Annotated in this window: 23 protein-coding genes and 1 pseudogene; 13 read left to right on the plus strand and 11 right to left on the minus strand. The window is 66.1% G+C overall.

What is annotated here, in order from left to right:
• From NN2_RS38245 to NN2_RS25350, 9 genes and pseudogenes are all read left to right on the plus strand, one after another.
• Nucleotides 1-223: pseudogene (locus tag NN2_RS38245) on the plus strand (MCE family protein); the annotation flags it as partial.
• Nucleotides 187-816, plus strand: coding sequence for an Rv1363c family protein (locus NN2_RS25315; protein WP_156511464.1), 630 nt, complete (start codon nucleotides 187-189; stop codon nucleotides 814-816). The pseudogene NN2_RS38245 and the gene NN2_RS25315, both read left to right, overlap by 37 nt.
• Entirely contained in the window at nucleotides 813-1,361 is a 549-nt protein-coding gene (locus NN2_RS25320; protein WP_063016508.1) for an Rv1363c family protein, read from the plus strand. The genes NN2_RS25315 and NN2_RS25320 overlap by 4 nt, the downstream gene beginning before the upstream one ends.
• A 40-nt stretch (nucleotides 1,362-1,401) precedes the next feature.
• Nucleotides 1,402-2,409 carry an ABC transporter ATP-binding protein gene (locus NN2_RS25325; protein WP_063016510.1) on the plus strand — a complete coding sequence of 336 codons (1,008 nt, stop codon included), beginning with the start codon at nucleotides 1,402-1,404 and terminating at the stop codon, nucleotides 2,407-2,409.
• A 138-nt stretch (nucleotides 2,410-2,547) separates the two neighbouring features.
• The gene (locus NN2_RS25330) at nucleotides 2,548-3,870 is read left to right on the plus strand and encodes a cytochrome P450 (protein ID WP_063016511.1); all 1,323 of its coding nucleotides are present in this window, start codon (nucleotides 2,548-2,550) and stop codon (nucleotides 3,868-3,870) included.
• 75 nt (nucleotides 3,871-3,945) lie between these two features.
• Nucleotides 3,946-4,263: a 2Fe-2S iron-sulfur cluster-binding protein gene (locus NN2_RS25335; protein WP_063001628.1), complete on the plus strand. Its 318-nt coding sequence runs from the start codon at nucleotides 3,946-3,948 to the stop codon at nucleotides 4,261-4,263.
• A 5-nt stretch (nucleotides 4,264-4,268) separates the two neighbouring features.
• Nucleotides 4,269-4,685, plus strand: coding sequence for a DUF2834 domain-containing protein (locus NN2_RS25340; protein WP_063016601.1), 417 nt, complete (start codon nucleotides 4,269-4,271; stop codon nucleotides 4,683-4,685).
• Complete coding sequence (locus NN2_RS25345) at nucleotides 4,682-5,944, plus strand: NAD(P)/FAD-dependent oxidoreductase (protein WP_063016513.1); 1,263 nt, start codon at nucleotides 4,682-4,684, stop codon at nucleotides 5,942-5,944. Before NN2_RS25340 ends, NN2_RS25345 begins: the two co-directional genes overlap by 4 nt.
• An 18-nt stretch (nucleotides 5,945-5,962) precedes the next feature.
• Nucleotides 5,963-6,187, plus strand: a complete 225-nt coding sequence (locus tag NN2_RS25350) for a hypothetical protein (RefSeq protein WP_063001626.1) — start codon at nucleotides 5,963-5,965, stop codon at nucleotides 6,185-6,187.
• A gap of 121 nt (nucleotides 6,188-6,308) precedes the next feature.
• Here the strand turns inward: NN2_RS25350 and NN2_RS25355 are convergent, their stop codons facing one another.
• Together NN2_RS25355 and NN2_RS25360 are read right to left on the minus strand one after the other, a co-directional pair.
• Nucleotides 6,309-8,066, minus strand: a complete 1,758-nt coding sequence (locus NN2_RS25355) for a 1-acyl-sn-glycerol-3-phosphate acyltransferase (protein ID WP_063016517.1) — start codon at nucleotides 8,064-8,066, stop codon at nucleotides 6,309-6,311.
• On the minus strand, nucleotides 8,063-9,691 hold the full coding sequence (locus NN2_RS25360) for an HAD-IB family hydrolase (RefSeq protein WP_245658848.1): 1,629 nt from the start codon (nucleotides 9,689-9,691) through the stop codon (nucleotides 8,063-8,065). The genes NN2_RS25355 and NN2_RS25360 overlap by 4 nt, the downstream gene beginning before the upstream one ends.
• Here NN2_RS25360 and NN2_RS25365 point away from each other — a divergent pair.
• The 3 genes from NN2_RS25365 (at nucleotide 9,669) to NN2_RS25375 (ending at nucleotide 13,183) form a co-directional block, all read left to right on the plus strand.
• Nucleotides 9,669-11,039, plus strand: coding sequence for a wax ester/triacylglycerol synthase domain-containing protein (locus NN2_RS25365; RefSeq protein WP_063016521.1), 1,371 nt, complete (start codon nucleotides 9,669-9,671; stop codon nucleotides 11,037-11,039). The genes NN2_RS25360 and NN2_RS25365 overlap by 23 nt on opposite strands.
• Entirely contained in the window at nucleotides 11,036-11,992 is a 957-nt protein-coding gene (locus NN2_RS25370; protein ID WP_063016523.1) for an alpha/beta fold hydrolase, read from the plus strand. Before NN2_RS25365 ends, NN2_RS25370 begins: the two co-directional genes overlap by 4 nt.
• A 168-nt stretch (nucleotides 11,993-12,160) precedes the next feature.
• Complete coding sequence (locus NN2_RS25375) at nucleotides 12,161-13,183, plus strand: NAD(P)H-dependent glycerol-3-phosphate dehydrogenase (protein ID WP_063016525.1); 1,023 nt, start codon at nucleotides 12,161-12,163, stop codon at nucleotides 13,181-13,183.
• A 12-nt stretch (nucleotides 13,184-13,195) separates the two neighbouring features.
• On the opposite strand, the gene NN2_RS25380 is transcribed toward NN2_RS25375, so the two are convergent.
• The 8 genes from NN2_RS25380 to NN2_RS25415 form a co-directional block, all read right to left on the minus strand.
• A complete protein-coding gene (locus NN2_RS25380) occupies nucleotides 13,196-13,447 on the minus strand; it encodes a hypothetical protein (protein WP_156511465.1) in 252 nt (83 codons plus the stop codon).
• 189 nt (nucleotides 13,448-13,636) lie between these two features.
• A complete protein-coding gene (locus NN2_RS25385) occupies nucleotides 13,637-14,452 on the minus strand; it encodes an SDR family NAD(P)-dependent oxidoreductase (protein WP_063016529.1) in 816 nt (271 codons plus the stop codon).
• On the minus strand, nucleotides 14,449-15,603 hold the full coding sequence (locus NN2_RS25390; protein WP_063016530.1) for an acyl-CoA dehydrogenase family protein: 1,155 nt from the start codon (nucleotides 15,601-15,603) through the stop codon (nucleotides 14,449-14,451). The genes NN2_RS25385 and NN2_RS25390 overlap by 4 nt, the downstream gene beginning before the upstream one ends.
• 56 nt (nucleotides 15,604-15,659) lie before the next feature.
• Entirely contained in the window at nucleotides 15,660-15,800 is a 141-nt protein-coding gene (locus NN2_RS37415; protein WP_156511466.1) for a hypothetical protein, read from the minus strand.
• A gap of 270 nt (nucleotides 15,801-16,070) precedes the next feature.
• Nucleotides 16,071-17,510, minus strand: a complete 1,440-nt coding sequence (locus NN2_RS25400; RefSeq protein ID WP_174555016.1) for an aldehyde dehydrogenase — start codon at nucleotides 17,508-17,510, stop codon at nucleotides 16,071-16,073.
• A 25-nt stretch (nucleotides 17,511-17,535) separates the two neighbouring features.
• Nucleotides 17,536-18,639 carry an NAD(P)-dependent alcohol dehydrogenase gene (locus NN2_RS25405; RefSeq protein WP_063016535.1) on the minus strand — a complete coding sequence of 368 codons (1,104 nt, stop codon included), beginning with the start codon at nucleotides 18,637-18,639 and terminating at the stop codon, nucleotides 17,536-17,538.
• A gap of 2 nt (nucleotides 18,640-18,641) precedes the next feature.
• Nucleotides 18,642-19,925, minus strand: a complete 1,284-nt coding sequence (locus NN2_RS25410) for an NAD(P)/FAD-dependent oxidoreductase (protein WP_063016537.1) — start codon at nucleotides 19,923-19,925, stop codon at nucleotides 18,642-18,644.
• Nucleotides 19,926-19,930: 5 nt separating this feature from the next.
• A complete protein-coding gene (locus NN2_RS25415) occupies nucleotides 19,931-21,253 on the minus strand; it encodes a cytochrome P450 (RefSeq protein WP_063016539.1) in 1,323 nt (440 codons plus the stop codon).
• Nucleotides 21,254-21,478: 225 nt separating this feature from the next.
• On the opposite strand from NN2_RS25415, the gene NN2_RS25420 reads away from it, so the two are divergent.
• Entirely contained in the window at nucleotides 21,479-21,802 is a 324-nt protein-coding gene (locus NN2_RS25420; protein WP_063016541.1) for a 2Fe-2S iron-sulfur cluster-binding protein, read from the plus strand.
• On the opposite strand, the gene NN2_RS25425 is transcribed toward NN2_RS25420, so the two are convergent.
• Nucleotides 21,768-22,751: a helix-turn-helix transcriptional regulator gene (locus NN2_RS25425; protein WP_063910870.1), complete on the minus strand. Its 984-nt coding sequence runs from the start codon at nucleotides 22,749-22,751 to the stop codon at nucleotides 21,768-21,770. The two genes, NN2_RS25420 and NN2_RS25425, sit on opposite strands and share 35 nt — an antisense overlap.
• Nucleotides 22,752-22,796 lie beyond the last annotated feature (45 nt).

Here is a 22,796-nt window from a genome sequence, read left to right on the forward strand (position 1 = left end):
GGCGCCGACCGCTGTCCCGTCGCCGGCCGGCCCGGCCGAACCCGCTCCGCCCGCCGCACCGATCGCTCAACCCACCGATGCGCCCGCCGCCGTTCCGTACGACCCGGTGACCGGACGCTTCACCGCACCCGACGGAAAGGCATACACGGTCTCTTCGTTCGACACCACACAGAAGGAGGCGATGACGTGGCAACAGCTACTGATCAAGCCGACACGAAACTGAGAAGTGACGATCCCGCGACGGAGGACACCGAGCCGAGCGCCGATTCGTCGTCTGTCGCCGTGGCCGAGGAAGCCACGGAAGCGTCCGCCGATGTGAAAACCGCTCGGAGACTTCCCGTTACGGCGATCGGCGTGGCGCTGCTCGTCGTGGCGATCATCGCCGGCTCGGTCGTCGCCACCTTCATGCAGCTGCACCTGCGCGCCGACGATGCCGCCAAGGACAGGGATGCGGCGGTGGTGTTGGCGGCGCGGCGGATGGTGGTCGATCTGACCACATTGAGTCAGGGATCGCTGGATGGCGATATGAAACGGATCATGTCGGAAACAACCGGTTCCATTCGCGATCAATTCTCCCACCAGGCGGATTCGTTCCGTCAGGTCGTGGCGAAGGGAGCCGTCGAGTCGACCGGGCAGATCACCGAAGCCGGACTGATCAGCGCCGACGACAACCAGGCTCAGGTGCTGGTGGCGTCGACCTCGACGGTCAAGAACAGTGACGCGCCGAATGGTCAGCAGCGGTTGTACCGGATGAAGGTCAGTCTGCAGCACCTCGGCGGGACATGGCTGGTCTCGGATGTGGAGTTCGTATCATGACAATCGCGAAAATCGTGCGCCGAGTGCCGCTGTGGACCGCAGCTCGGATCGAAGGCTGGTCGCGGCGGCGGAAAACGCTTGTTCTGGTCCCGCTGGCGATGTGGCTGATCGCCCTCATAGCCGCGGTCACGGTCATGGGAATTCGCATTCAGCACAACGACTCGGTGAACACCGCCCGAACCAGCGCGCTGGCGACCGCCGATAGCAGCGTTCCGAAACTCTTGTCCTATCGGGCGGATTCGGCCGAACAAGATCTCGACGCCGCGGCGAATCTGCTCACCGGCGATTTCAAGAATCGGTTCCAAAGTCTGGTGAAGGACACGATCATCCCGGCGGCCACGGAGCATCAGACGGTGACCAAGGCGTCGGTGGCCGGCAAGTCGGTGGTGGACGCGACCTCGGATTCGGTCACCGTGCTGATGTTCATCGACCAGACCACCAGCAGCAAGGAATCCCCACAGCCGCGCCTGGATGCCAGTCGCGTGCGTATCCGGCTGAACCACGTCGGCGATCAATGGCTGATCTCCGAACTGCAGCCGGTATGACCCGCCAATCGAATCACGTCATCGAACAACTGGAGAGAATATGAGTGGCGTCGAAGTCGCGGTGCAGGGGCTGACGAAGTCGTTCGGATCGCAGACGATCTGGCGGGATGTGTCGCTGACACTGCCCCGCGGTGAAATCAGTGTGCTGTTGGGGCCGTCGGGCACCGGGAAATCGGTATTCCTGAAGTCGTTGATCGGATTGCTGCGCCCCGAAAAGGGGTCGATCGTCATCGACGGGACCGATATTCTGCGCTGTTCGAGCAAAGAACTCTATGAGATCCGGAAAATGTTCGGCGTCCTGTTCCAGGACGGCGCGCTGTTCGGCTCCATGGATCTCTACGACAACACCGCCTTCCCGCTGCGTGAGCATACGAAGAAGAGCGAGTCCGAGATTCGCGACATCGTGATGGAGAAGATGGAGCTCGTCGGCCTCACTGGCGCCGAGACGAAACTTCCGGGCGAGATATCCGGTGGTATGCGCAAGCGCGCGGGGCTGGCTCGTGCGCTGGTGCTGGATCCGCAGATCATCCTCGTCGACGAACCCGACTCCGGTCTGGATCCGGTGCGGACCACCTACATCAGTCAGCTGCTGATGGATATCAACGCGCAGATCGACGCCACCATCCTGATCGTCTCGCACAACATCAACCTGGCGCGCACCGTGCCGGACAACATCGGCATGCTGTTCCGCCGTGAACTGGTGATGTTCGGCCCACGTGAGGTGTTGCTGACCAGTGACGAGCCGGTGGTCGAGCAATTCCTCAACGGCACCATGATCGGGCCGATCGGCATGTCGGAAGAAAAAGACGAAGCACAGATGGCTCATGAGCGGGCGCTGGTGGAAGCAGGCCACCACGCGGGCGGAGTCGAGGTGATCGCCGGGGTGGTGCCGCAAATGCGTCCCACACCGGGAATGCCGCCGCGGCAAGGAGAATTCCGGAGGCAGGACCGGGTGCGGGAAATTCTGCCGTCCCTGCCGCCGGCCGCGCAGAGCGCGATTCTGGAGTCCATGACCGAGGAGGAGTACATCCCTCCCAGGTGGGGGTAAAACCCCCCGATGTGGTGAGGCGCGGACCGGGCGCCATCGCTGAGACTCGAATCACACTGCAGCACAACGAATGACGATCGCCCGGGCGTTCGCCGTAGGGCATCGAGAACGCGCGTAGACAACCGAAAGAGGCTGACCATGACCACGGTCGAATCCGCTGACACCGGAACCGTTCCCGACGACATCGCACGCACCGTCGTCCTGCCCGAGGGGCACGCCGACGACGCCAAGGTGTATGAGGCCTACCGCTGGCTGCGTGAGAATCAGCCGCTCGCCCAGGTGCGGGTGGAGGGGTTCGATCCGCTCTGGCTCGTCACCAAACACGCCGATCTCATGGAAATCGAGCGCCAGCCGGAGATCTTCAGTGCAGGCGGGGGCCCGGACAAGGGCACGCATAATCCGATTCTCGCGAATCAGGCCGGTGATGAATTCACCAAGAAACTCACGGGCGGAAGTCTGCGTATTCTCGACGCCCTGCCCTACCTGGACCCGCCGGAGCACACCACCATCAAGGATGTGGCATTCGACTGGTTCCGGCCGGCGAACCTCAAGAAGTGGGAAGACCAGATCCGTGAGAACGCCAAGGCATCGGTGCAGCGCCTGATCTCCGGATCGCCGGAACTGGACGCGGTTTCGGAGTTCAGCGTCTTCTTCCCGTTGCGCGTCATCATGACGTTGTTCGGTGTCCCGGAAGAGGACGAGCCGCGCATGTTCGCGCTGACTCAGGATCTGTTCGGGGTGGCCGATCCGGATGCGATCCGGGACGACGTCGAGGCGTTGTCGCCGGACGCGGCGGCCCAGCAGTTCGCGGCCGCGGTGGCGGACTTCTACGCGTATTTCGATCTTCTGGTAGAGGACCGGCGCGCGAATCCGCGCGACGATCTGGCGACCCTCATAGCCGTCGCGAAAGACGAAACAGGAGAATATTTTCCGAAGACCTTTGCCTATGGTTGGTTCGTCGCGATCGCGACCGCCGGTCACGACACCACGGCCAGCACCCTGGCGGGCTGCCTGCAGCAGCTCGCCGCCAACCCCGACGTCCTCGACCGAGTGAAGAGCGATCCCAGCTTGATCCCGCACCTGGTCAACGAATCGCTGCGGATCGTGTCGCCCGTGAAGCAATTCACTCGGATGGCGCTGTCGGACTACGAGCTCCGTGGTCAGCAGATCAAGGCCGGTGATCGCCTGATGATGCTGTTCCAGTCCGGAAACCGCGATGCGGAGGTGTTCGACAATCCCGACACCTTCGATATCGACCGGCGCCCGAACAAGCACATCGCCTTCGGCTACGGCCCGCACATGTGCATCGGCCAGCATCTGGCGAAGCTCGAGCTGAAGGTGATGCTGGAGGAGCTGCTGCCGCGGCTGGCCAAGGTCGAGGTAACCGGCACGCCGAAGATGATCCAGACCAACTTCGTCGGCGGACTGCGCCACCTGCCGGTCCGACTGACCTTCTCCTGACCTCGTCGCGGTGCGCCGGGAGCGCGAAGTTCCCGGCGCACCGATGATTTCATCGAATAGAAAGTGCAGCAGCGCATGGCGAAAGTCGTGTACCACCTACCGGACGGCACGACCTCCCAGGTCGACGTCGATGCGGGGCAGAGCATCATGAGTGGGTCGGTCAACAACAATCTGCCCGGAATCGTCGCCGAGTGCGGAGGCAGCTGCGCGTGCGCTACCTGCCATGTGTTTCTCGCCCCCGAGTATCAGGATCTGTTCGCGGAGCCGAGCGACGAGGAATCCGAACTCATCGATTATCTCGATGGTGCGACACCTGAGTCCCGGCTGTCGTGCCAGCTGATCGTCTCCGACACCGACCGCGAAATCCACGTTCGCGTAGCCGACAGCCGGTGATCACGGTGGCTGCGCATTCGAACCCGAATACTCGGTGGACCGACATCCGGCACGGTCTCTATATCGTCGCCGGAATCGCGGCGCTGCTGCTGACCTGGCCGCACGCATTCGATTGGATGCGAGACGGCGGGAACATCCTCAACCCGATCGCCTTCTTCGGCGACGCGATCGACGCGGGCGGCACGGCGGCATTCCTGAGTATCGACATGCTGATCGCCTGGGCGGTATTCATGGTGTGGGTGGTGACCGACACCGCGCGCATCGGAATGGGCCGCAAATGGGGTGTGTTCTTCATCGTGCTGTCCTATATCGGGGTGTCCATGGCCTTCCCGGTGTATCTCGTTGCGCGCGAACGCTTTCTGGCTCGCTGCGGCGGTGCAGGGAGTGAAGACGTCGCTCGAGTGGCGGTGGGCAGCGAATGACCCCGACCACTGGCCGCAGCGATTCGGTCGTCATCATCGGCGCCGGGCACGCCGGGGCGACGCTCGCCGGTCTGCTGCGCCAGCAGAAATGGGCGGGCCCGATCACGTTGATCGGGGAGGAGTCGCATCCGCCCTACCATCGGCCGCCGCTGTCGAAGAAGTTCACCGACGACACGATGGTGCAACTGCTCAAACCCGCGGACTTCTACCCCGACAACGACATCGAACTGCTGCTCGGGGTGCGTGCGACCGCAGTCGATGTCGCTGCTCGACGGGTGAGTTTGGACACTGGTGAGCATCGCGATTTCGCAAGGCTGGTGATCGCGACCGGGGCGACGCCCCGCATGGTCCCGGTTCCCGGCGCCGAGGCCGCGGGCATTTCGACGTTACGCACGATCGCGGATGCGCAGCGATTGGGGTCCGCCTTGGACGCCGAGGCGACGCTGGCCGTGATCGGTGGCGGTTACGTCGGCATGGAAGTTGCGGCGGTGGCGCGCTCGAGGGGTGTCGACGTCACGGTGATCGAACGTGAGGACCGCATCCTCGCGCGGGTCGCCAGCGCCGAACTCTCACGCCGGCTGACCGAGTATCACGCGGCCCGCGGCACGCGCGTGGTCGTGAATTGCAACGTCGCGGAATTCCTGACCACGGACGGCGCTCTCACAACGGTGGTGGCGCACGATGGTACGGCGATCGCCTGTGACCATGCGCTCGTCGGTGTCGGCGCGGTGCCCAATGTGGAGCTGGCACAGCAGTGTGGCGTTGCCTGCGACGGTGGCGTCCTGGTGGATCGCGCCGGACGGACGAATGTGCCGGGAATCATGGCCATCGGTGACGTGACCCGCCGGCCGCACGACGCCCTGGACGGGCTCTATCGCCTGGAATCGATTCCCAGCGCGGTCGAACAGGCCAAACACGCCGCCGCCGCGATCTGCGGGACCGATGGGGGAGTCCACGAAACACCGTGGTTCTGGTCGGATCAGTTCGATCTGAAGTTGAAGATCGCCGGTCTCCTGGAGGCGGGGACCCGCACCATCGTGCGCGCGGGGGAGTCGCCCGAATCGTTCGCGTTGTTTCATCAGCGCCTCGATCGCACGGTGTGCGCGGTGGAGACGGCGAACAGCCCGAAGGACTTCATGGCCGGCAAGAAGCTGATCTCCGAGCGGGTGCCCGTGGATCCCGACCTGCTGGCCGATGCGGATGTGCCGATTCGGGATCTTCTGCGAGGCGGCTCGCCCACGCGATCGGTGACCTACTGAGTGAAACGGCAGGACATCATGGATCTGGTAAGCAACGGTGAGGTCGTGCTGTGGCGGCGCAGTTTCGAAGTACTCAATTACTTCGGCCGCTGCCCGGTGTGTGGTTACAGCGCCGAGGCAACCGTGGTGGTGACCACCTACACCGACGGTTCGTCCGACACCCAGCCCCTCGGGCGCTGTGGGCTGCCCTGCGGCTGGACGGGAGCGATCGAGATGAACACCATGACCAGCGTCAACCGCTGATCGGATCGCCCTACCGAGCGACAGATCGGACCCGTGCTGTCGACAGAACGTTCGATCATCCGAACCTCGAGAGGCCGCTGGCATCGATGCCGGCGGCCTCTTTCGGTTGCGCGACGCGGAACTAGCGGCGGGCAACCGACCGTCGCGACAACTGCTTGATTCGGTCCTGGATCGCTCGGATCTCGCGTCGGAACTCCGCGCGGCGCTGCCCCGATCCCGGCTGTTCACCGTCCAGCAGGCCCAGGTGGCGAGCGAGCCGCAGGGCGGTGTGAAACATCTCGGCCGAGGTGGATTCGGCGCCGGCATTGCGGCGTTGTAGTGCCCACTGGTGTGCGACCGCGAGGCACCGTTCGATGAACCACGGCTCATCGAACTCCGCCGAGTCGCCGAGTTCGGCGAGTTGGTGTGCGACCACCGCGTAGGCGTCGATGAACGGCCGCAGCATCAGCGGTGCCACGAGCAGATCGACGCGGTCGAGGCATCGTTCGGCGGTGGCCGCGTCGATCGATGCCAAATCGGTGTTTCCACCGGAGATCAGATCGAGTTCGGACTGCAACGCCGCCACGAATTCGGTTCTGCCCGCGAAGAAGAACTCGAATTTGAGCAGATCGCGCAGCCGCAGTGCGTCGTCGAGCGCGGTCGCTGCGCCGTTCGTCGTGCACGAACCTTGTACGGCCACTTCGACAATCGCCCGTTCGATCACGGCGTGGATCGCGCTGTTGCGGTAGACCGCGGCGACCAGGTGCTGGCTCGGACGGATGCCCCACACGGTGGTATCACCGCGGAAACTGCTGAGCACACCGGTTTTCTCGAGGTCTTGCAGCGCACGCCGGACCGTGGCCCGGTCGGTGAGATTCGCCGCGCCGGCCGTCTGCCAATTCCGCGCGCGCAGGTACTCGACGAGTGGTTCCACCGTCTCGAGCACCTCGTCGAGCGTCAGTGCCCGGTCGGCGGCCAATAGCGCGATACAGACCACCGCCGTCGGAGCGACCGGTGTGGCGCGGTTGATCCGGTGCGACACTTCCACGGCGATGCGTTCGATGGCGGTGGTCTCGGCGGCATCGTCGCTCTTGAGTTCCTTGAGCCGGGACCGCAGCTCGATCGGCTCACCGAAGTCGACATACACGCGGCCCAGCCGGCGCTGCAGACCACGCAGGTAGCCGAAGAGCCAGCGGACGTTCTCCGGCGTTTTGTTCTGCCCGCCCGCCTCCGCGGTCATCTTCTCCACCTCGTGGGTCGGAAGCTGGTCATAGAGGATGGAGACCGGCACCAGCAGCACGTCCGAGCCCTCCTGCTCCTCGACGGCATCGGCGACGTAGCGCAACAGGCCGAGGCGTGGCGGGCGGAGCTTTCCGGTCCGGGAACGGCCACCCTCGATGGACCAGATCATGTTGGAGCGGTCGGCGACGAGTGTGCGGATGAACGATCGCAGGGCGAGTTTGTATACCGGGACATCGTTTGTCGCGCGCCGGATGTGGACGATGCCGGTTCGCCGGGCAATGGTCCCGAGCGGAAAGAAGTCGAGGTTGGCGCCCGCGAATCCGAAAGGCGCCCGCACCCCGAGCTCCACGAGCGCAGTGGGAAATACCCACTCGTCGAGATAGGACCGATGTGAGATGAGGAATACCAGCGAATGCCCGCGGTCGAGCGCGTGCAGCTTCGCCAATTCCTCCTCGTCGACGAGCCGGTCGTAGCCGCGCAGCATCCACCGCCCAAGTGCATGCCACTGCCGCAGCACGGTCTGGTTGTGGGTGGCCCACATGCCGCGGTGGTAGGACCGGATCTCGTCGACGATGTCGGAAACCGGCCGGTCGAGGCGCGCCGCCAGGGCGGCCACCTCCTCCGCGGATTCGGCGCCCTGGCCCGCGTGGTCGGTCACGACTGCGCCTCCAGATTCGTGGACGTCGCCGAATCGGGCCAGTGCGCGAGGGTATCCGAATACAGCCGCCGCACCTGCTCGACCGAGCGATCCAGGTCCGCCTTGGTCCAGCCGATCGTGGATATCGGGTCGTGCACGAGTACCTCCACGGTGCCCGATCGGGCGGTTTTCGCGTTGCGCCACATCAGTTCTCCTGCATTGCGGATAACAATCGGGACGAGCGGGACTTCGGCTTGCATCGCCAGGTGGAAGGCGCCCTTCTTGAACCGGCCGACCCGGGGGGTGAGCGACCGGGTGCCCTCGGGGGAGATGACGATGGAGACCCCTGAGGTCAGCCGCTGCCTGGCCTCTGCGAGCGCCTGGTGGGCTTGTTCGGGGTCGGCGCGGTCGATGAAGGCGAAGTCGGCCATGGCCAGCAACTGCCCGAGAACAGGGATGCTCGCCGCCTCCTTCTTCGCCACGGCGGTGAATCCGCCACGCAATATCGACGTCGTGACGAGGAGATCGATCAGGGAGCTCTGGTGATTGATCAGGAACACCGCCGGGCGCTGTGCCCACAGGTTGGCTTCGCCGATCACCCGAACGTCGATGTCGCCGAGGGCGGATCCGACCTGGGCGAAAAGACTTGTGGCCAAGTCGATTCCACGGCGTCGATTGCCGGTCAGCGCGCCGATCACAATGCCGGCCACGCCGGATCCGGCCAGCGCGCCGTACATCGCCGCGGTGCGCAGCACCGGTTTCGGATCGAGCCTGCCGGGGCCACGGCGCAGTCGCAACGTGGGCCAGTCGTGGGCTCGTGCGTGCTCGGCCAAACCGGGCTGCGCGTTGACCGCACAGGGACGGCCGACGCGCGACAGGAAAGGCACATCCTCGTTCCCGTTGGCATAGGCGAACGACTCGGACAGGTCGATGCCCGTGGCGTCGGCGAAAGTTGTTACTGCCGCGGCCTTTCCGGCTGCCCAGGGTGGGCGCCCCGCTACCCGGCCGGTCAGCAGTCCATCCACCGCTTCCAGTTCCGAGCACAGAATCCGGTCCACTTCCAGTTCGCGAGCCAGCGGCTCGACCTGGAATCGGGTGGCCGACGTCGCGATCACCACGGTGTGCCCGCAGTGCTGGTGTTCCTTGACCACGCTCCACATCTCATGGAACAGCGAGCCCGCGATGCTCTGGCTGAACAGCCGCGCGCCGAGTTCGGCGATGTCGGCGGCGGGCCGCCCGGCCCAGCCTGCCACGCCGCGGGCGAGCAGTTCGCCGAACTGGTCTTCGGTCAGTGTCGGCCCGGCCATGGAGCGCAGCGTGTGCACGAGCTCGTCTACCCCGATCTCTCCGTGCCGCAGCCGATGTGAGTACAGCGACTCGGCGGAGTAGCCATCGATCAAGGTGCCGTCGAAGTCGAAGAACGCGCCGACGGCCGGGCCCGTGGGCGCACGCCGGATCGCGTCCAGGTGGGCGGAGAGCGACATATGCGGTGTGTCTCCTTGCTGCTGCTGGTCAACACATCGGGCGATAGTTAGAATGGTAATACCATACAGCCTTGGAGGTCCGATGGGAACGTCTCCGCGTTCGGCGGATGAGGCGGCCAGCTGGGGCGGAGCGCCGGAGATGTCGGCCTGGGAGGGCCTCATGTGGCGCGCCGAGCGCGATGCGCGCACCCGTTCGACCGGCATCCTGCTCGAACTGCTCGACCGTGAGCCGGACTGGGAACGGCTCGTCGCGGCGTTCGAGCGCACCAGCCAGCGCATCCCGCGCCTGCGTGACCACGTCGTCGAGCCGCCTGTTCCCATGGTTCAGCCGGCATGGTCACCGGACCCGGGATTCACCGTCCGCGACCACCTGCGCCGGGTGCAGCTCGGGCCCGACGCCGGAATACGAGAGCTCTTGGCGCAGTGCGAAACCGAGTGGGATGTCCAGCTCGACCGTGCCCGGCCGCCGTGGGAAGCGATTCTCTTCGGTGGACTGCGCGACGGTGGTGCCGCCCTCGCCTTCCGCTTTCACCACAGCCTGTCCGACGGTATGGGCCTGGTGCAGTTGCTGGAATTGGCGCACGAGGGTGATCGCGACCAGGGATCGAGCGCCCCGCCGTCTTCGCCTCCGCTGACCGGGGCCGGGATGCTTGTCGAGGCGACGTTGACGGCCGCAGATCCGGGCACAGTGTTGCGCGCGGCGCGCACGGCGCTCGATCGCTCGTTGCGCGCGTTGCGCGATCCGCTCCGCACGGTCGCCGATGCCACCGGCTATGTCGCGTCGCTGTCGCGCCTGCTCGCACCTGCGCAGGCCCATCGTTCTCCGCTACTCGCGGTGCGCAGCCACGGCACGCGGCTGCTTGTTGTGAATGTTGCGTTGCGCGATTTGAAGTCGGCCGGCGCGGCGGCGGGCGGCTCGGTCAACGACGCCTTCCTCGCGGCGGTGCTCGGTGGCATCCGGCGCTATCACGACCGCAAGGGCGTCCCGGTCGACGACGTCGTGGTGGGGATGCCGGTCAGCCTGCGCAACGAGGACGATCCCCTGGGAGGCAACCGATTTGCCGGGATTCGCTTCCCTGGACCGGCCGGCGAGCTCGATCCCGCACGGCGGATTCACGCCATCCGGGAACATGTGCTGGCCGCCAGAGACGAGCCCGCGATCGGCTTCCTCGACTTCCTGTCGCCGGTGCTGACCAAGCTGCCGACCCGGGCGATCATCGAATTGTCGGCCGGCCTGACGACGAGTTCGGATGTGCAGGTATCCAATATTCGCGGCATCACCCGTCCGGTACAACTGGCTGGGGCGCAGGTAACCGGGATGTACCCGCTCGGGCCTCGCCCGGGCGTCGCGGCGATGATCGCGATGATCACCTACAACGGGATGTGCTGCCTCGGGCTGAATGTCGATCCCGGCACCTTCGACGACATCGAGGCGCTGCAGCAGTCCATCGACGAAGGGTTCGCGGAAGTGCTCGCCCTCGCGGCGCACGGTCCGGAAGGCCGCGCATGAAACGACGGGATCTGCGCCGCGACGACCTCGACCTGCGCATCAGGGCCGCCGAGGCCGACGCCTACGCCGCCTACGGTGTGGCCGGGACGGAACGCTTGGTCGAACTCGATTCCGGGTTCGGTCGGGTGTTCGTACGCCTCACCGAATTTGGTGCTCTCGATGACCGTCCGCCGGTTGTCCTCTTGCACGGAATCGCCTCTGCCACAGTCCTTGCCGCGCCGCTGCTGCCCTATCTGAGCGATCGTCGGGTCATCGCGGTGGATTGGCCCGGCCACGGCCTGTCCGGCGAATGCGTGTTACCGCCCGGGATGGATCTGCGCGCGCACTGCTCGGCGGTGCTGGGTTCACTGCTGAGCGAAATCGGCGCCGCCACAGTGGATATCGTCGGCCACTCCATGGGCGGGCAGTTCGGGCTCTATGCCGCCGCAGATCTCGGCACTCGCGTGCGACGACTGGCGGTGCTCGGCGCACCCGGCGCCGCGCTTCGCGGTGTGAAACCGATACCGGCCATGTGCCTGCTCGCACTGCCCAAACTCGGCCCGATGGCGCTGTCGCGGCCGATGCCGGACCGGATGTTCGAGCGCACCAACGATGTGTCGCTCGGCCGGGACGCTCTGCGTGACGCCGCGCCGGAAATGGTTGTCGCGCTGCGGTTGATCGACGCCAGGACTGGCAACGCCCCGAGTATTGCCGGCTTCTTCCGGGCGCTGGTCAAAAGGGCTTCGGTGCGTCCGCAGGTGATGCTGGCCGGTGACGTTCTCGCGCGCCTCGGGCAACCGGTGCAGTTCGTCTGGGGTGACGACGATGTGTTTCTGCGGCCGCTCGCCGCCGCGGCGTCGATCGTGGCGGTGCGGGATGTGCGCGTGCTCCGGCTTCCCGGGGCGGGTCACGCACCGTGGCTGCAGGCTCCCGAGCGCACGGGGCGGGCGGTCTCCGGCCACCTGCGCGGCTGATAACAAACCTGGCCGGCTGTCAGGGTTTCTCACCCGCACGAGTGGTCTCGAGTAGCCCTTCCGAGGGATCTTCGCCGTCTGTCCATCTCGTCCGTCCCGCCGTCGAGGCACGATGACGCCGTCTGGTGAGGCGATTCGGTCTCGTGGTACTCGGGGAAGAAGGCAGCGATGACAAGCAGCAACCGGCAGCCCGTGGTCGCGGTTCTGGGAGCGGGCTCGTGGGCGACCGCGGTGGCATCGATCGTGGCGCGGAATTCACCGACCGTGATGTGGGCGCGCTCGGCCGAGGTCACCGCCGAAATCAACGAACGCTCGCGCAACGGGCGCTATACCGGGGAATGGCCGCTGCCCCCGGCCTTGCGTGCCACATCGTGTGTCGAGGAAGCCCTGGCCGCAGCGGACGTCGTCGTCGCCGGAATTCCATCGAAGGTATTCCGTGACGTGCTGGGCGACGCGGCGGCATTCGTCCGGCCCGGGGTGCCGATCGTCAGCCTGGTCAAGGGGCTCGAGCGCGGGACCGACCGGCGGATGACACAGATCGTCTCCGAAATGCTGCCGGGGCATCCGGCCGGTGTGCTCGCCGGGCCGAACATCGCCCAGGAGATCGTCGAGGGGTATGCGGCGGCCGCCACTCTCGCCATGCCCGAGCCGGATTGCGCGGAGCGGCTCGCCGGCCTGTTCCGGACCTCTCGGTATCGCGTCTACTCCAGTACCGATGTGGTCGGCGTCGAACTGTGCGCGGCATTGAAGAACGTATACGCGATCGCGGCGGGAATGGCGGACGGCGCCGGCGCGGGCTATAACACCAAGGCGATGGTCATCACGCGTTCGCTGCGCGAGATGGCGTCCCTCGGGTCGGCACTGGGCGGCGAGCTCGCGACATTCAGTGGTCTGGCGGGCAACGGCGATCTCATCGTGACCTGCATGAGCCCGCGCAGCCGGAACCGCAGACTCGGTGAAGCACTCGGTCGTGGTCTGACGATCGAGGACGCGCTCGCGACGCTGACCCAGGTGGCCGAGGGCGCCGGCGCTGTGGGCGTCGTCAAACGGCTGGCCGATCGGGTGGGGGTCGACGCGTCCCTCGTGCGCGAGGTGGATGCGGTAGTCAACCATGGGGCGACGGTGGCCGACGCGTACCGCGGGCTGCTGCGGGAGTTTCCGGGTCATGAAACCCACGGAAGCGGCTGGTGAGCACAAAGCGCTTCAGGGGCCGAGAAACAGGCGCTCACATGGCAATTGGGGTATCAGATCGCAGCGCTCCACCGTGGTGAGAACCAATTCTATTGTGCACCAGCGTCTTCGCGCCCAGTCCATGATGATGTTGCGTGCGGCTTCCGCGGTGGCGGTGTAGTCGAGCGCGACGTCGGCCAGCCAGATACGCAGGTGCACATGCCCTTCGGACGGACACCACCGTGCCGCCTGCATCGCCGATACGCTTCTCGGTAGCTGCTTCATCGAGGCTCCTAGGTATCAGGTCCATGCTCCGGCAATCCGCCGGTCGCCACATCCCCCTGGTGGAGCATGCTCGTACCTCATCGGAGGGAATGTCGGCGCACGGACACCACGCGAACACGCCCCGTGGGACCGCAACATGTGTGTCGATGCGGTCACACAGGGCGCGTGGGTGCGGCGCGCTCCCTGGACTCAGGCCGCGGAGATGCCGCCGTTGACGCTGATGGCCTGACCGGTCAGGCGACCGGACTCCGGGCGGCACAGGAATACCGCCAACGCGGCGATATCGTCGGCGACCGGCACCCCGAGGTGTGCCTGCTGGGCGGCCTTGGTGAACAGCTTGGCGCTGAACCCGTCGCTGGTGATGCGTTCGGTCGAACCGGTTTCGTTGACCAGGGACGGTGTCAGGACGTTGGCGCGGATCCCGTCACGTTTGCCTTCGATGGCAATCGTCCTGGTGAACATCACGATCCCAGCCTTCGCGGCGCCGATCACCGCCTCGCCGGGAGTCGCGGTCTTGCCCGCGTCGGATGCCAGGTTGACGATGACGCCGTGGCGCCGCTGTCGCATCATCGGCATCACCGTGCTCGCCATATGCATCGAAGGCAAGGCGAGATCGGTATAGATGGTGGCGATGTCCTCGGTCGCGATCTTGGAGAACAGCTCCGGCTTGACGTCGGCCGCGGTCGAACAGACCAGGATATCGACGCCGTTCAGCAGGATTTCAGCCTGCGCGGCAATCGATTTCGCCGCAGCCGGGTCGATCGGATTGCCTTGAACGAAGCTGACTTGCGCGCCGGATTTCTCCACAAGCGCCTTCGCCTGTTCGCCACGCGCTTCGTTTCGACCGACCAACACGATGCGAGGGACCCCCGCCTCGGCCAGCTGTCGTGCCGTCGCGAGCCCGATGCCTGCGGTTCCGCCGACGACCAGCGCCCCGCTGTCGGTGAGTTCCTTCGGCGGAGCGAGGATCTGGCCCGATTCGGCCGACGGTTGCGTCTTGCTCACAGCGACACCGTCCCGCGGGTGAAGATGTCCTTGGCGATGATCTTCTTCTGGATCTCCGCGGTGCCGTCCGCGACCAGGTAGGCCATCACGTCTCGGAAGCGTTGTTGCAGTGGGAATTCCACCGAGTATCCGAGGTTGCCGTGAATGCGCATCGCCGCCTCGATCGCGTTCTTGGCGACGATCGGCGGCCACCATTTGCTCATCGAGGCGAGCGAGGTGTGCGGGCGGCCGGTCTCGCGCGACCACAGCGCGCGATAGCAGATCCAGCGGGCACCCTCGATATAGGTCGCGTGCTCGGCGAGCTGGAAGGAAACACCCTGGTTCTCGGCGATGGGCTTACCGAATGCCTCGCGCTGCTGTGCGTACTGTGCGGCTTCCTCGAGGCTCTGTTTGGCGGCGCCCAGGCAGAGCAGACCGAGCGCGGCGCGGCTGAAGTCGAAGTGGTTCATCACCGACTGGAAGCCCCGGCCCTCTTCGCCGATGATGTGCGAGGACGGGATGAAGACATCCTCGAAATGCAAAGCGCCCCAGCCCAAGGGCAGACATCCCATACCGGGCATATGGCTGCGGGTGACGCCGGGGGAGTCCAACGGCACGACGAAACAGCTCACGCCGGTCGAGCGCGTGGTTCCCGCTTCCCGTGCGTAGACGAGGCCGACGGTCGCGTTCATGGCCCAGGAGATGGCGGTCTTCTCGCCGTTGAGTCTCCAGCCGCCGGGGACGGCGGTGGCGGTGGTGCGCAGGCCGGCCGCGTCGGATCCCGACCCGGGTTCGGTCAAGGCGATCGCGATCGTCTCTTCTCCGGCGATCAACGGCGGCAGGTACCGCTCGCGGACCTCCTCCGAAGCCAGACTCAGCTGGGATCCCGAGAGTCCGATCTGCACCGGCACCCCGGCCATGTTCACATCGCCGTAGGCGAGGGTCTCGGTGGCGAGGCCGAGCAGGACCGGATCTTCGTGCCCGGTGCCGCCGTACTCCTCGGGCAAGCCGATGCCCAGGACCCCGAGTTCGCCCAGCTTCTTGTAGATGTCGAACGGAAACTCCGCCGATGCGGCGCGGTCCCGGTAGCCGGGTAATAGCACCTGTTCGCTGAAGCTTTCCAGCGTCTTGCGGAACTCCTCGTGTTCGTCCGCGAATTCGAAGGACACCATCCGGGCCCCTCCTCTCTTAAGGTCCGACCAATATTATCATTGGTCCTTAGTTGGACCTAGAGTGCGGCGGTGCGACCGGTGTCGAGGATCTGCGCCAAGCGTGCTTCGAATGCGCGTCCGGTGATGCCGAATCGCGTGAAGATCTCGTCTTCCGGCGGTCCGCCGAAGGGTAGCCAGATCTCCGCGAGGCGAACCATCTCGTCGGTCTCGCTGTAAGTGCGCGGAGGTGACGCGTGGCGGGTTCGGCGTGGCAGATCGCGTGTTTGCCGATATCGCCGGATTCGTTGCGCCAGTTGTATTCGAGCATGGGCACTCGGGGTGGATCGCATCGTGTCGAAAAACTTTCATGGGGGCGGCCTGCGCTGACGAGGCCGCACTCGAACGCGGCAAATATGGTCTGACCATAATATGGTCAGGTCCTTCTGTGGCGCAATGGCCGACGGGTGCCGGGCCATTGCGCCGCGTTCTCACCGCACGTCGAGATAGATGCTCTTCACGTTCTGGTAGCTCGACAGCCCCTCCGGGCCCAGCTCACGGCCCATGCCGCTGTTCTTGATTCCGCCGAACGGCGCGGTCGGGTCGTTGGAGTATCCGTTGATTCCGACCGTGCCCGAGGCGACGCGGCGCGCGAATCGGGCGCCGCGATCCGCGTCCGCCGTCCATACCGTGCCGCCGAGCCCGTAGTCGGAACCATTGGCGATGGCCACGGCCTCGTCCTCGTCGGCGTAGGGAATCACTGACAGCACCGGCCCGAAGATTTCTTCCCGGGCGATCGTGTGGTCGGGCCGCACGTCGGCGAAGATCGTCGGTTCGACGAACCAGCCACGATCGGAGGCGCGGCCGCCACCGGCGGTGACGCGGGCGCCGTCCTTGCGCCCGACCGCGATATAGCCTTCGACCCGTTCGCGTTGCCGGGCGGAGACCAGCGGTCCCATCTGCGTGGCGTCCGAGAGCGGATCGCCCACCGTGATGCCCTTGGCGAGATCGGTGATCGTGTCGACGATCTCGTCATAGCGCGCGGCCGGCGCCAGGACACGGGTGCACAGCCAGCAGATCTGCCCATTGTTCAGCAAGGTCGCACCGAAGAAGGATTCGATGTCCGCGGCGAGATTCGCATCGTCGAGCACGATGGCGGCCGATTTGCCGCCCAATTCCAGCGTCACCGGTCGCAGCAGTTCGCCGCAGGTGCGTGCGATCGCGCGGCCGGCGGCGGTCGATCCGGTGAACGACACCTTGTCGACACCCGGGTGCGCCACCAGGTAGGCGCCGAGTTCACGCCCGCCGGGTACCACATTGAGCACACCGGCCGGCAGTCCGGCCGTCACCGCGGCCTCGGCCATCAGGAATGCGTCCAGCACGGTTTCCGGCGCGGGCTTGAGAACCACGGTGCATCCGGCCGCCAGTGCCGGCGCGATCTTCAGAAACGTGATGGCCTGCGGCACATTCCACGGCACGATGGCGGCGACCACACCGATCGGCGACCGTGTGACCGCGGTGGAGCCGCCGAGCATGCCGGGCCGGATCTCGTCCTCCTGATCGGCGACCATGCCACCGTAGTACTGCAGAAGCAGTGCGGGAAAGCCACTTTCGAACTGTCGGGCCAGGCCGATCGGCATACCGTTCTGGCTGCTGACCCGGCGTGCGGTGTCCTCGCCCCGCTCCTGCAGCTTGTCGGCGAACTCGGCGAGTACTTGCGCGCGGCGTGCGCCGTCCCACTGCGCCCAGCCGGCAGGATCGTCGAAGGCCGCCCGGGCCGCGGAGACCGCGGCGTCGATATCGGCCTCCCTGCCCTCGGGCACGGAGCCGATGCGCTCCTCGGTGGCCGGTGAGATCACCGGGATGATCGAACTCGTGGCCGGGGCGACCCAGCGTCCGTCGAGATAGAGGTCGGTGTAATCGATGGTCATGATGGTGCCTTCTGCTCCGGACGGTTCAGTCGTGGACGAGAACGGGTTTGAGGACTTCGCCGCGATGTTGCGCCGCGACCGCGTCGTTGATCTTGGTGAAGTCGAAGGTGGTCACCAGCTTGTCGATCGGGAACCGGCCGGCCCGGTACAGCTCGATCAGTTCCGGGATGAATTCGTCCGGAACGCTGTCACCTTCGATGATGCCGACGACCGTGAGGCCCAGCACCAACGTCTCGATCACCGAAATCGGCAGTGCGGCTTCGGGATCGGCGGGCACACCGATCAGGCCGAGTTTTCCGTGGAAGGTCATCGACTTGACCAGACCGTCGATCACCGCCGGTATGCCGGAGGTATCGATGGCGTAGTCGACACCGGCGGCGACGATGGCGCGAACCTGCTCCGCGACCGGACCCGCTGCGGGGTCGATGGCGTGTGTCGCGCCGAGTTCGATCGCGAGCTCACGGCGCGCGGCATGGGGTTCGACGACGATGATGGTCGTGCACCCCCGGACGACGGCTGCCATGACGGCGGCCAGGCCCACCGATCCGGCCCCGGCGACCAGCAGCGACGAGCCCGACCGGCACGCGAGTGAACGCAGCACCGCGCCCGCTCCGGTCTGGAGACCGCAACCGATCGGCGCGATGATTTCGGCCGGGAGGTCAGCGGGTGCCTTCACCACATTGCGCTCCAAGGCCACGCTGTAGGTGGCGAACGAGGACTGTCCGAAAAACTGTCCGGTGATCGCCTCGGCGCCCGCCGACAGCGGTGCGGTGCCGTCGTCGCGCAAGCCGCCGTAGTTCAGCTGCGTGAAGGTGTGGCAGTACGACGGTGAGCCGGCGCGGCAGGACGGGCAGGTTCCGCAACTGGCGAAGGTGATCGCGACTCGATCACCCGGCGCCACCTTGGTGACGCCGTCGCCGATCGCCTCGACCACACCACACCCTTCGTGACCGAAGACCGCGGGCAGCGCGACCGGCAGCGCTCCGTCGCGAGCGGCAAGGTCGGTGTGGCAGATTCCGACCGCCTCGATCCGCACCAGCACCTCCCCGGGATTCGGTCCGTCGATGGTGATGGTCTCGAGTGAGAAGTCGCTGTGCGGGGCGCGGGCGACCGCGGCCAATGCTTGCATGATCAGATCCTTCGTGTTTCGGTGCGATCGCTTGCGGCGACCGGTGTGTGATCGACCCCTTGCGTGGCATGACGCAGGGAGGTAGCCGGGTCGGCCAGGGCACTGCGATCGAGCCGCGCCCTGGTGCCGATGAACTTCTTTCCGGCCATGAAATCCGCTGCGGCGTTGACGGTTTCGACGCAGTGGGCGCGCCCGTCGATGTCCAGGTGGAACAGTGCGCAGGAGCCGGTGCCGGGGTCGCCGCGCAGCACCGCCGCGGTGCCCGGTGCCGGTACTCCGGCCATCTTCATCTTCAGGTCGAACTGATCCGACCAGGACCACGGCACCTCGTGCGCGGGGACCGGTTCGCCGGTGATGACGGCGGCGGCCTGTCTGGCCTGTTCCGTGGCGCTCGGAATGCTCTCCAGCCGGACCAGTGCCCCGAGACCCTCGTGCAGCCGATGGGTGACATCGCCGATGGCCAGGATGTGCGGATCGCTGGTGCGGGCGGCCCCGTCGACGACGATGCCCGCCATGCAGTCCAGCCCCGCATCGCGGGCGAGAGTGTCCTCGGGAGCCGCGCCGATACCGACAACCACAGTGTCGCAATCGATATCGGTGCCGTCGCCCAGCCGCACGCCCCGGACTTTTCCGTCGCGGCCGAGAATTTCGCGCACGTCGGCGCCGGTGACGATGCGGGTGCCGCGTGCGAGATGACTGTCGGTGAGGATGCGCGACAATTCGGGGCTCGCCACGCGCGCCAGTACTCGGTCCTCACGTTCGATGACGGTCACCTCGCACCCGCGAGCTCGTGCGGCCGCGGCCACCTCGAGTCCGACGTAGCCGGCGCCGACGATGGCGATGCGCGCGCCGGCGAGCACCGCGGCCCGCAGCTTGGTGGCATCGGCGAGGGTTCGCAGCGCGAGCACGCCGGCGAGATCGGCTCCGGGAACCGGGAGGGCACGGGGAGTGGCACCGGTGGCGAGGACCAGGGTGTCGTAACGGACGGTCTGTCCGGACCGCGTGGTCACCGTCCGTGCCGCGCGATCGATACCGACCACCGGGTCGTCCAGGTGAAGTTCGATGTCGTTGTCGGCGTAGAACGATTCGGGCCGCAGCCACTGCAGATAGTCGTCGCTGTCGTACTTCTTCGACAATGGCGGCCGATGATACGGCGGGACCGGTTCGGCGCCGTACATCACCACGCGACCGGTGAACCTCTGCTGCCGGAGCAGGCCGGCGAGCGTGCCGCCGGCCTGTCCCGCTCCGACGATCACCACGGTGTGAGCCGGAAGATCGGTGCGCATTGCTGTTACCGGTCGAACTCGATCGCCACGGGCATGTTCTTGAGCCCGCCGACGAAATTGGTCTGGATGAACCGCGTATCTCCGGTCGGAGTAACCGACTTCACGTGCGGCAGGAGCTCTTCGAACATGACGCGCAATTCGAGTTTGGCCAGATGCTGCCCGATGCACATGTGCGGGCCGTAGCCGAAGGCGATGTGCTTGTTGGGCCGGCGGGTCAGGTCGAAGCGGTCCGGATCCGGGTTGGCGTCGGCGTCCCGGTTGCCGGACTGATACAGCAGCATGAAGCGGTCACCGGCGTGAATCTCGCGCCCGCGCAGGGTGTAGTCCTGCGTCGCCATGCGCATGAAGTGCTTCACCGGCGAGGCCCACCGCAGCGACTCGTTGACCAGGTGCGGAACCAGCGACAGATCGTTGCGGACGAGTTCGAGCTGGTCCGGGTGCCGGGCCAGCTCCAGCAGACCACCCGCGAGGGTGCTGGAGGTGGTGTCGTGGCCGGCGGTCGCGATGGCGATGAAATAGCCGTAGTAGACCTCGTTCTTGTAGTACTCGCCGTCGGCATTGCGTGCCGATGCGATCACCGTCGCGAGATCGTCGCGCGGATTGGCGCGCCGATCCTGAAGCAGCGCTTCGAAATACGCGAAGAAGTCCTGAATCGTCGCCACCCACTGCCGGGCGGCGGCATCCGGGCTCAGCGGTTCGACATCGGTGCGGGCCGCGTCCGGATCGGCGGTGCCGAAGAATTCCTGGGTCAGCGACATCATCTTGGGCTCATCGCTTTCCGGCACGCCGAACAGGCTCATGATCACGTGCAGCGGATACTGCAGCGCGAAGTCCTTGACGAAGTCGATCCGCCCGTCGGTCTCGAGCAGCCGCGCCACCGCGGACTTGGCCAGCTCGCGGATCACCGATTCCCACTGCGCCAGGTTCTGCGGCCGAAACCAGTCCAGCGCAATATCTTTGATCTCGGTGTGCTCCGGCGGATCGAGGTAGGTGAGGGTTTCCAGAATCCGCAGGCTGCCGTTGTTGATGCTCTTGGTGAACGCGTCGCCGGCCTGATTGGCCAGGATCGGATTGACCGACCCCTTGTCCTCGCCGCCCGCGCTGGTGAAGATGTCGGGCTGGCGTTCGATCTCCATGAGGTCGGCGTGCTTGCTGACCAGCCACAGCGGGTCGTAGCCCTCGACGACCGCGCGGCCCAGCGGATTGTTCTCCCGCAGCCAGCGGTAGGCCTCGAACAGCGCGTCGTTGTCACGGTGGCCCTCGGGAAGCACGATCTGCCGGGCGATGGTGTCCGGGATCAACTCGGTGGCCTGCTCCGTGGTGCTCATTGTCTCTCCTCGCTCGATCGGGAAGTGGTACCCAGCGTGGCAGCGGGACAGGTGAGTCACATCACACCGATGCCGGAACAGTGTCGGCAAAAAGGGGGATTTGCGGGGCGGGAATCACCCCGATGGCCGATGGTGATCGGCCGTCGTGGGGATGTCTGCCCACCTGCGCGCTTCCAGACTGGAATCGCTGGTACGCAGCGTTTTCACCTGTCGGAGGAGGACCCCATGCCCACCGTTGTCTATCGATTGCCCGACGGCACGGCCCATTCGGTCGACGTTCCCGCGGGCCAGACAGTGATGGACGGATCCGTACGGAACAATCTGCCCGGGATCGTCGCCGAATGCGGCGGGAGCTGTTCGTGCGCCACCTGTCACGTGTACGTGTCGGACGAGTCCGCCGCCGCCTTCGGCGAGCCGTCCATGGAGGAGCAGGATCTGCTCGAATTCCTCGACGGGGCGCGCAGCTGCTCTCGGCTGGCCTGTCAGCTGGTGCTGGATGCGGAGATGGAGCCGATCACCGTGACGGTGGCGCAATCGAACGGTGCGTGAGAGCTCCGGCGGAATGGCGGGCGATCAATTCACTGCGGTTGATCGCCCCCAGCTTTCGCAGAATCCGTTTGACGTGCGATTTCACCGTGTCGACGGTGATGACCAATTCGGTGGCGATCGCGGTATTGGACGAGCCTGTGAGTACCAGGCGCAATACTTCGCTCTCCCGTTCGGTCAGCGGTTCCATCCATGGGGGAGCGGGCGGTGCGGGCTCTCGCGCCGTCTCCGCGGCCGGGGCATCGGTTTGGCCTTCGCGTGCGACACCACTCGATCGCAGCAGCTCGAGCTGACGGGCTCTGCGCGCGACCAATCCGAGTCGCCGCAGGCATCCGCCGAGCACCTCCAGCACCAGTGCGGCCGAATCGTGCTGTGCGGCATCGGATGTCTGCGCCACATGAACGACGAGGGCGGGCGTGTCGCCGACGGTGGCGACCATGATCGTGCAGTCCTGCGGGAACAACTGCCTCAGCGCCGGTACCGGCCGGCCGGTTATCGGAGCGCCCCCGGCGGTGATGACGCGCGACTCCGCCGATCCGGGCAGCAGCGGGTAGTCTGCCGGGATCGCCCCCGCCTGACCGGACTCGTAGATCGCGACCGGCACGGCCCGATCGGCTTCCACACTCGAGGCGAGCACCCGCTCGGCGGAGCAGATATCCGCCAATGCCGCGCATGCACGCCGGAGCAGCACAGTGCCCGAGGAGGCATCGGTGAGGTCCGCGACTGCCCGATCGAGGCGCTGAGCCGCGCGGCGAAGCTCATCGATCTCCTTGTCCCGCAACGCTTGTTCTCGCTCCAGGCGTTCGGCGAGTTGACGCCCGAGCTCGGTCAGTCGAGGACCTGAGGCCGTGCGCATCGCGGCGACGAGTTCGTCCGCGGTCGGCTCGATGTCATGCGCGTCCCGGCTTGCGCGGTGACGCTCCGCTGCATAGTCTCCTGCTGAGCTGCTCATGCGGTGTCCATCGCGCATGAGCGGCGGACTTGCGCGGTGACGCTC

The sequence above is a fragment of the Nocardia nova NBRC 15556 genome (genome assembly GCF_001613005.1).
Lineage (GTDB): Bacteria > Actinomycetota > Actinomycetes > Mycobacteriales > Mycobacteriaceae > Nocardia > Nocardia nova.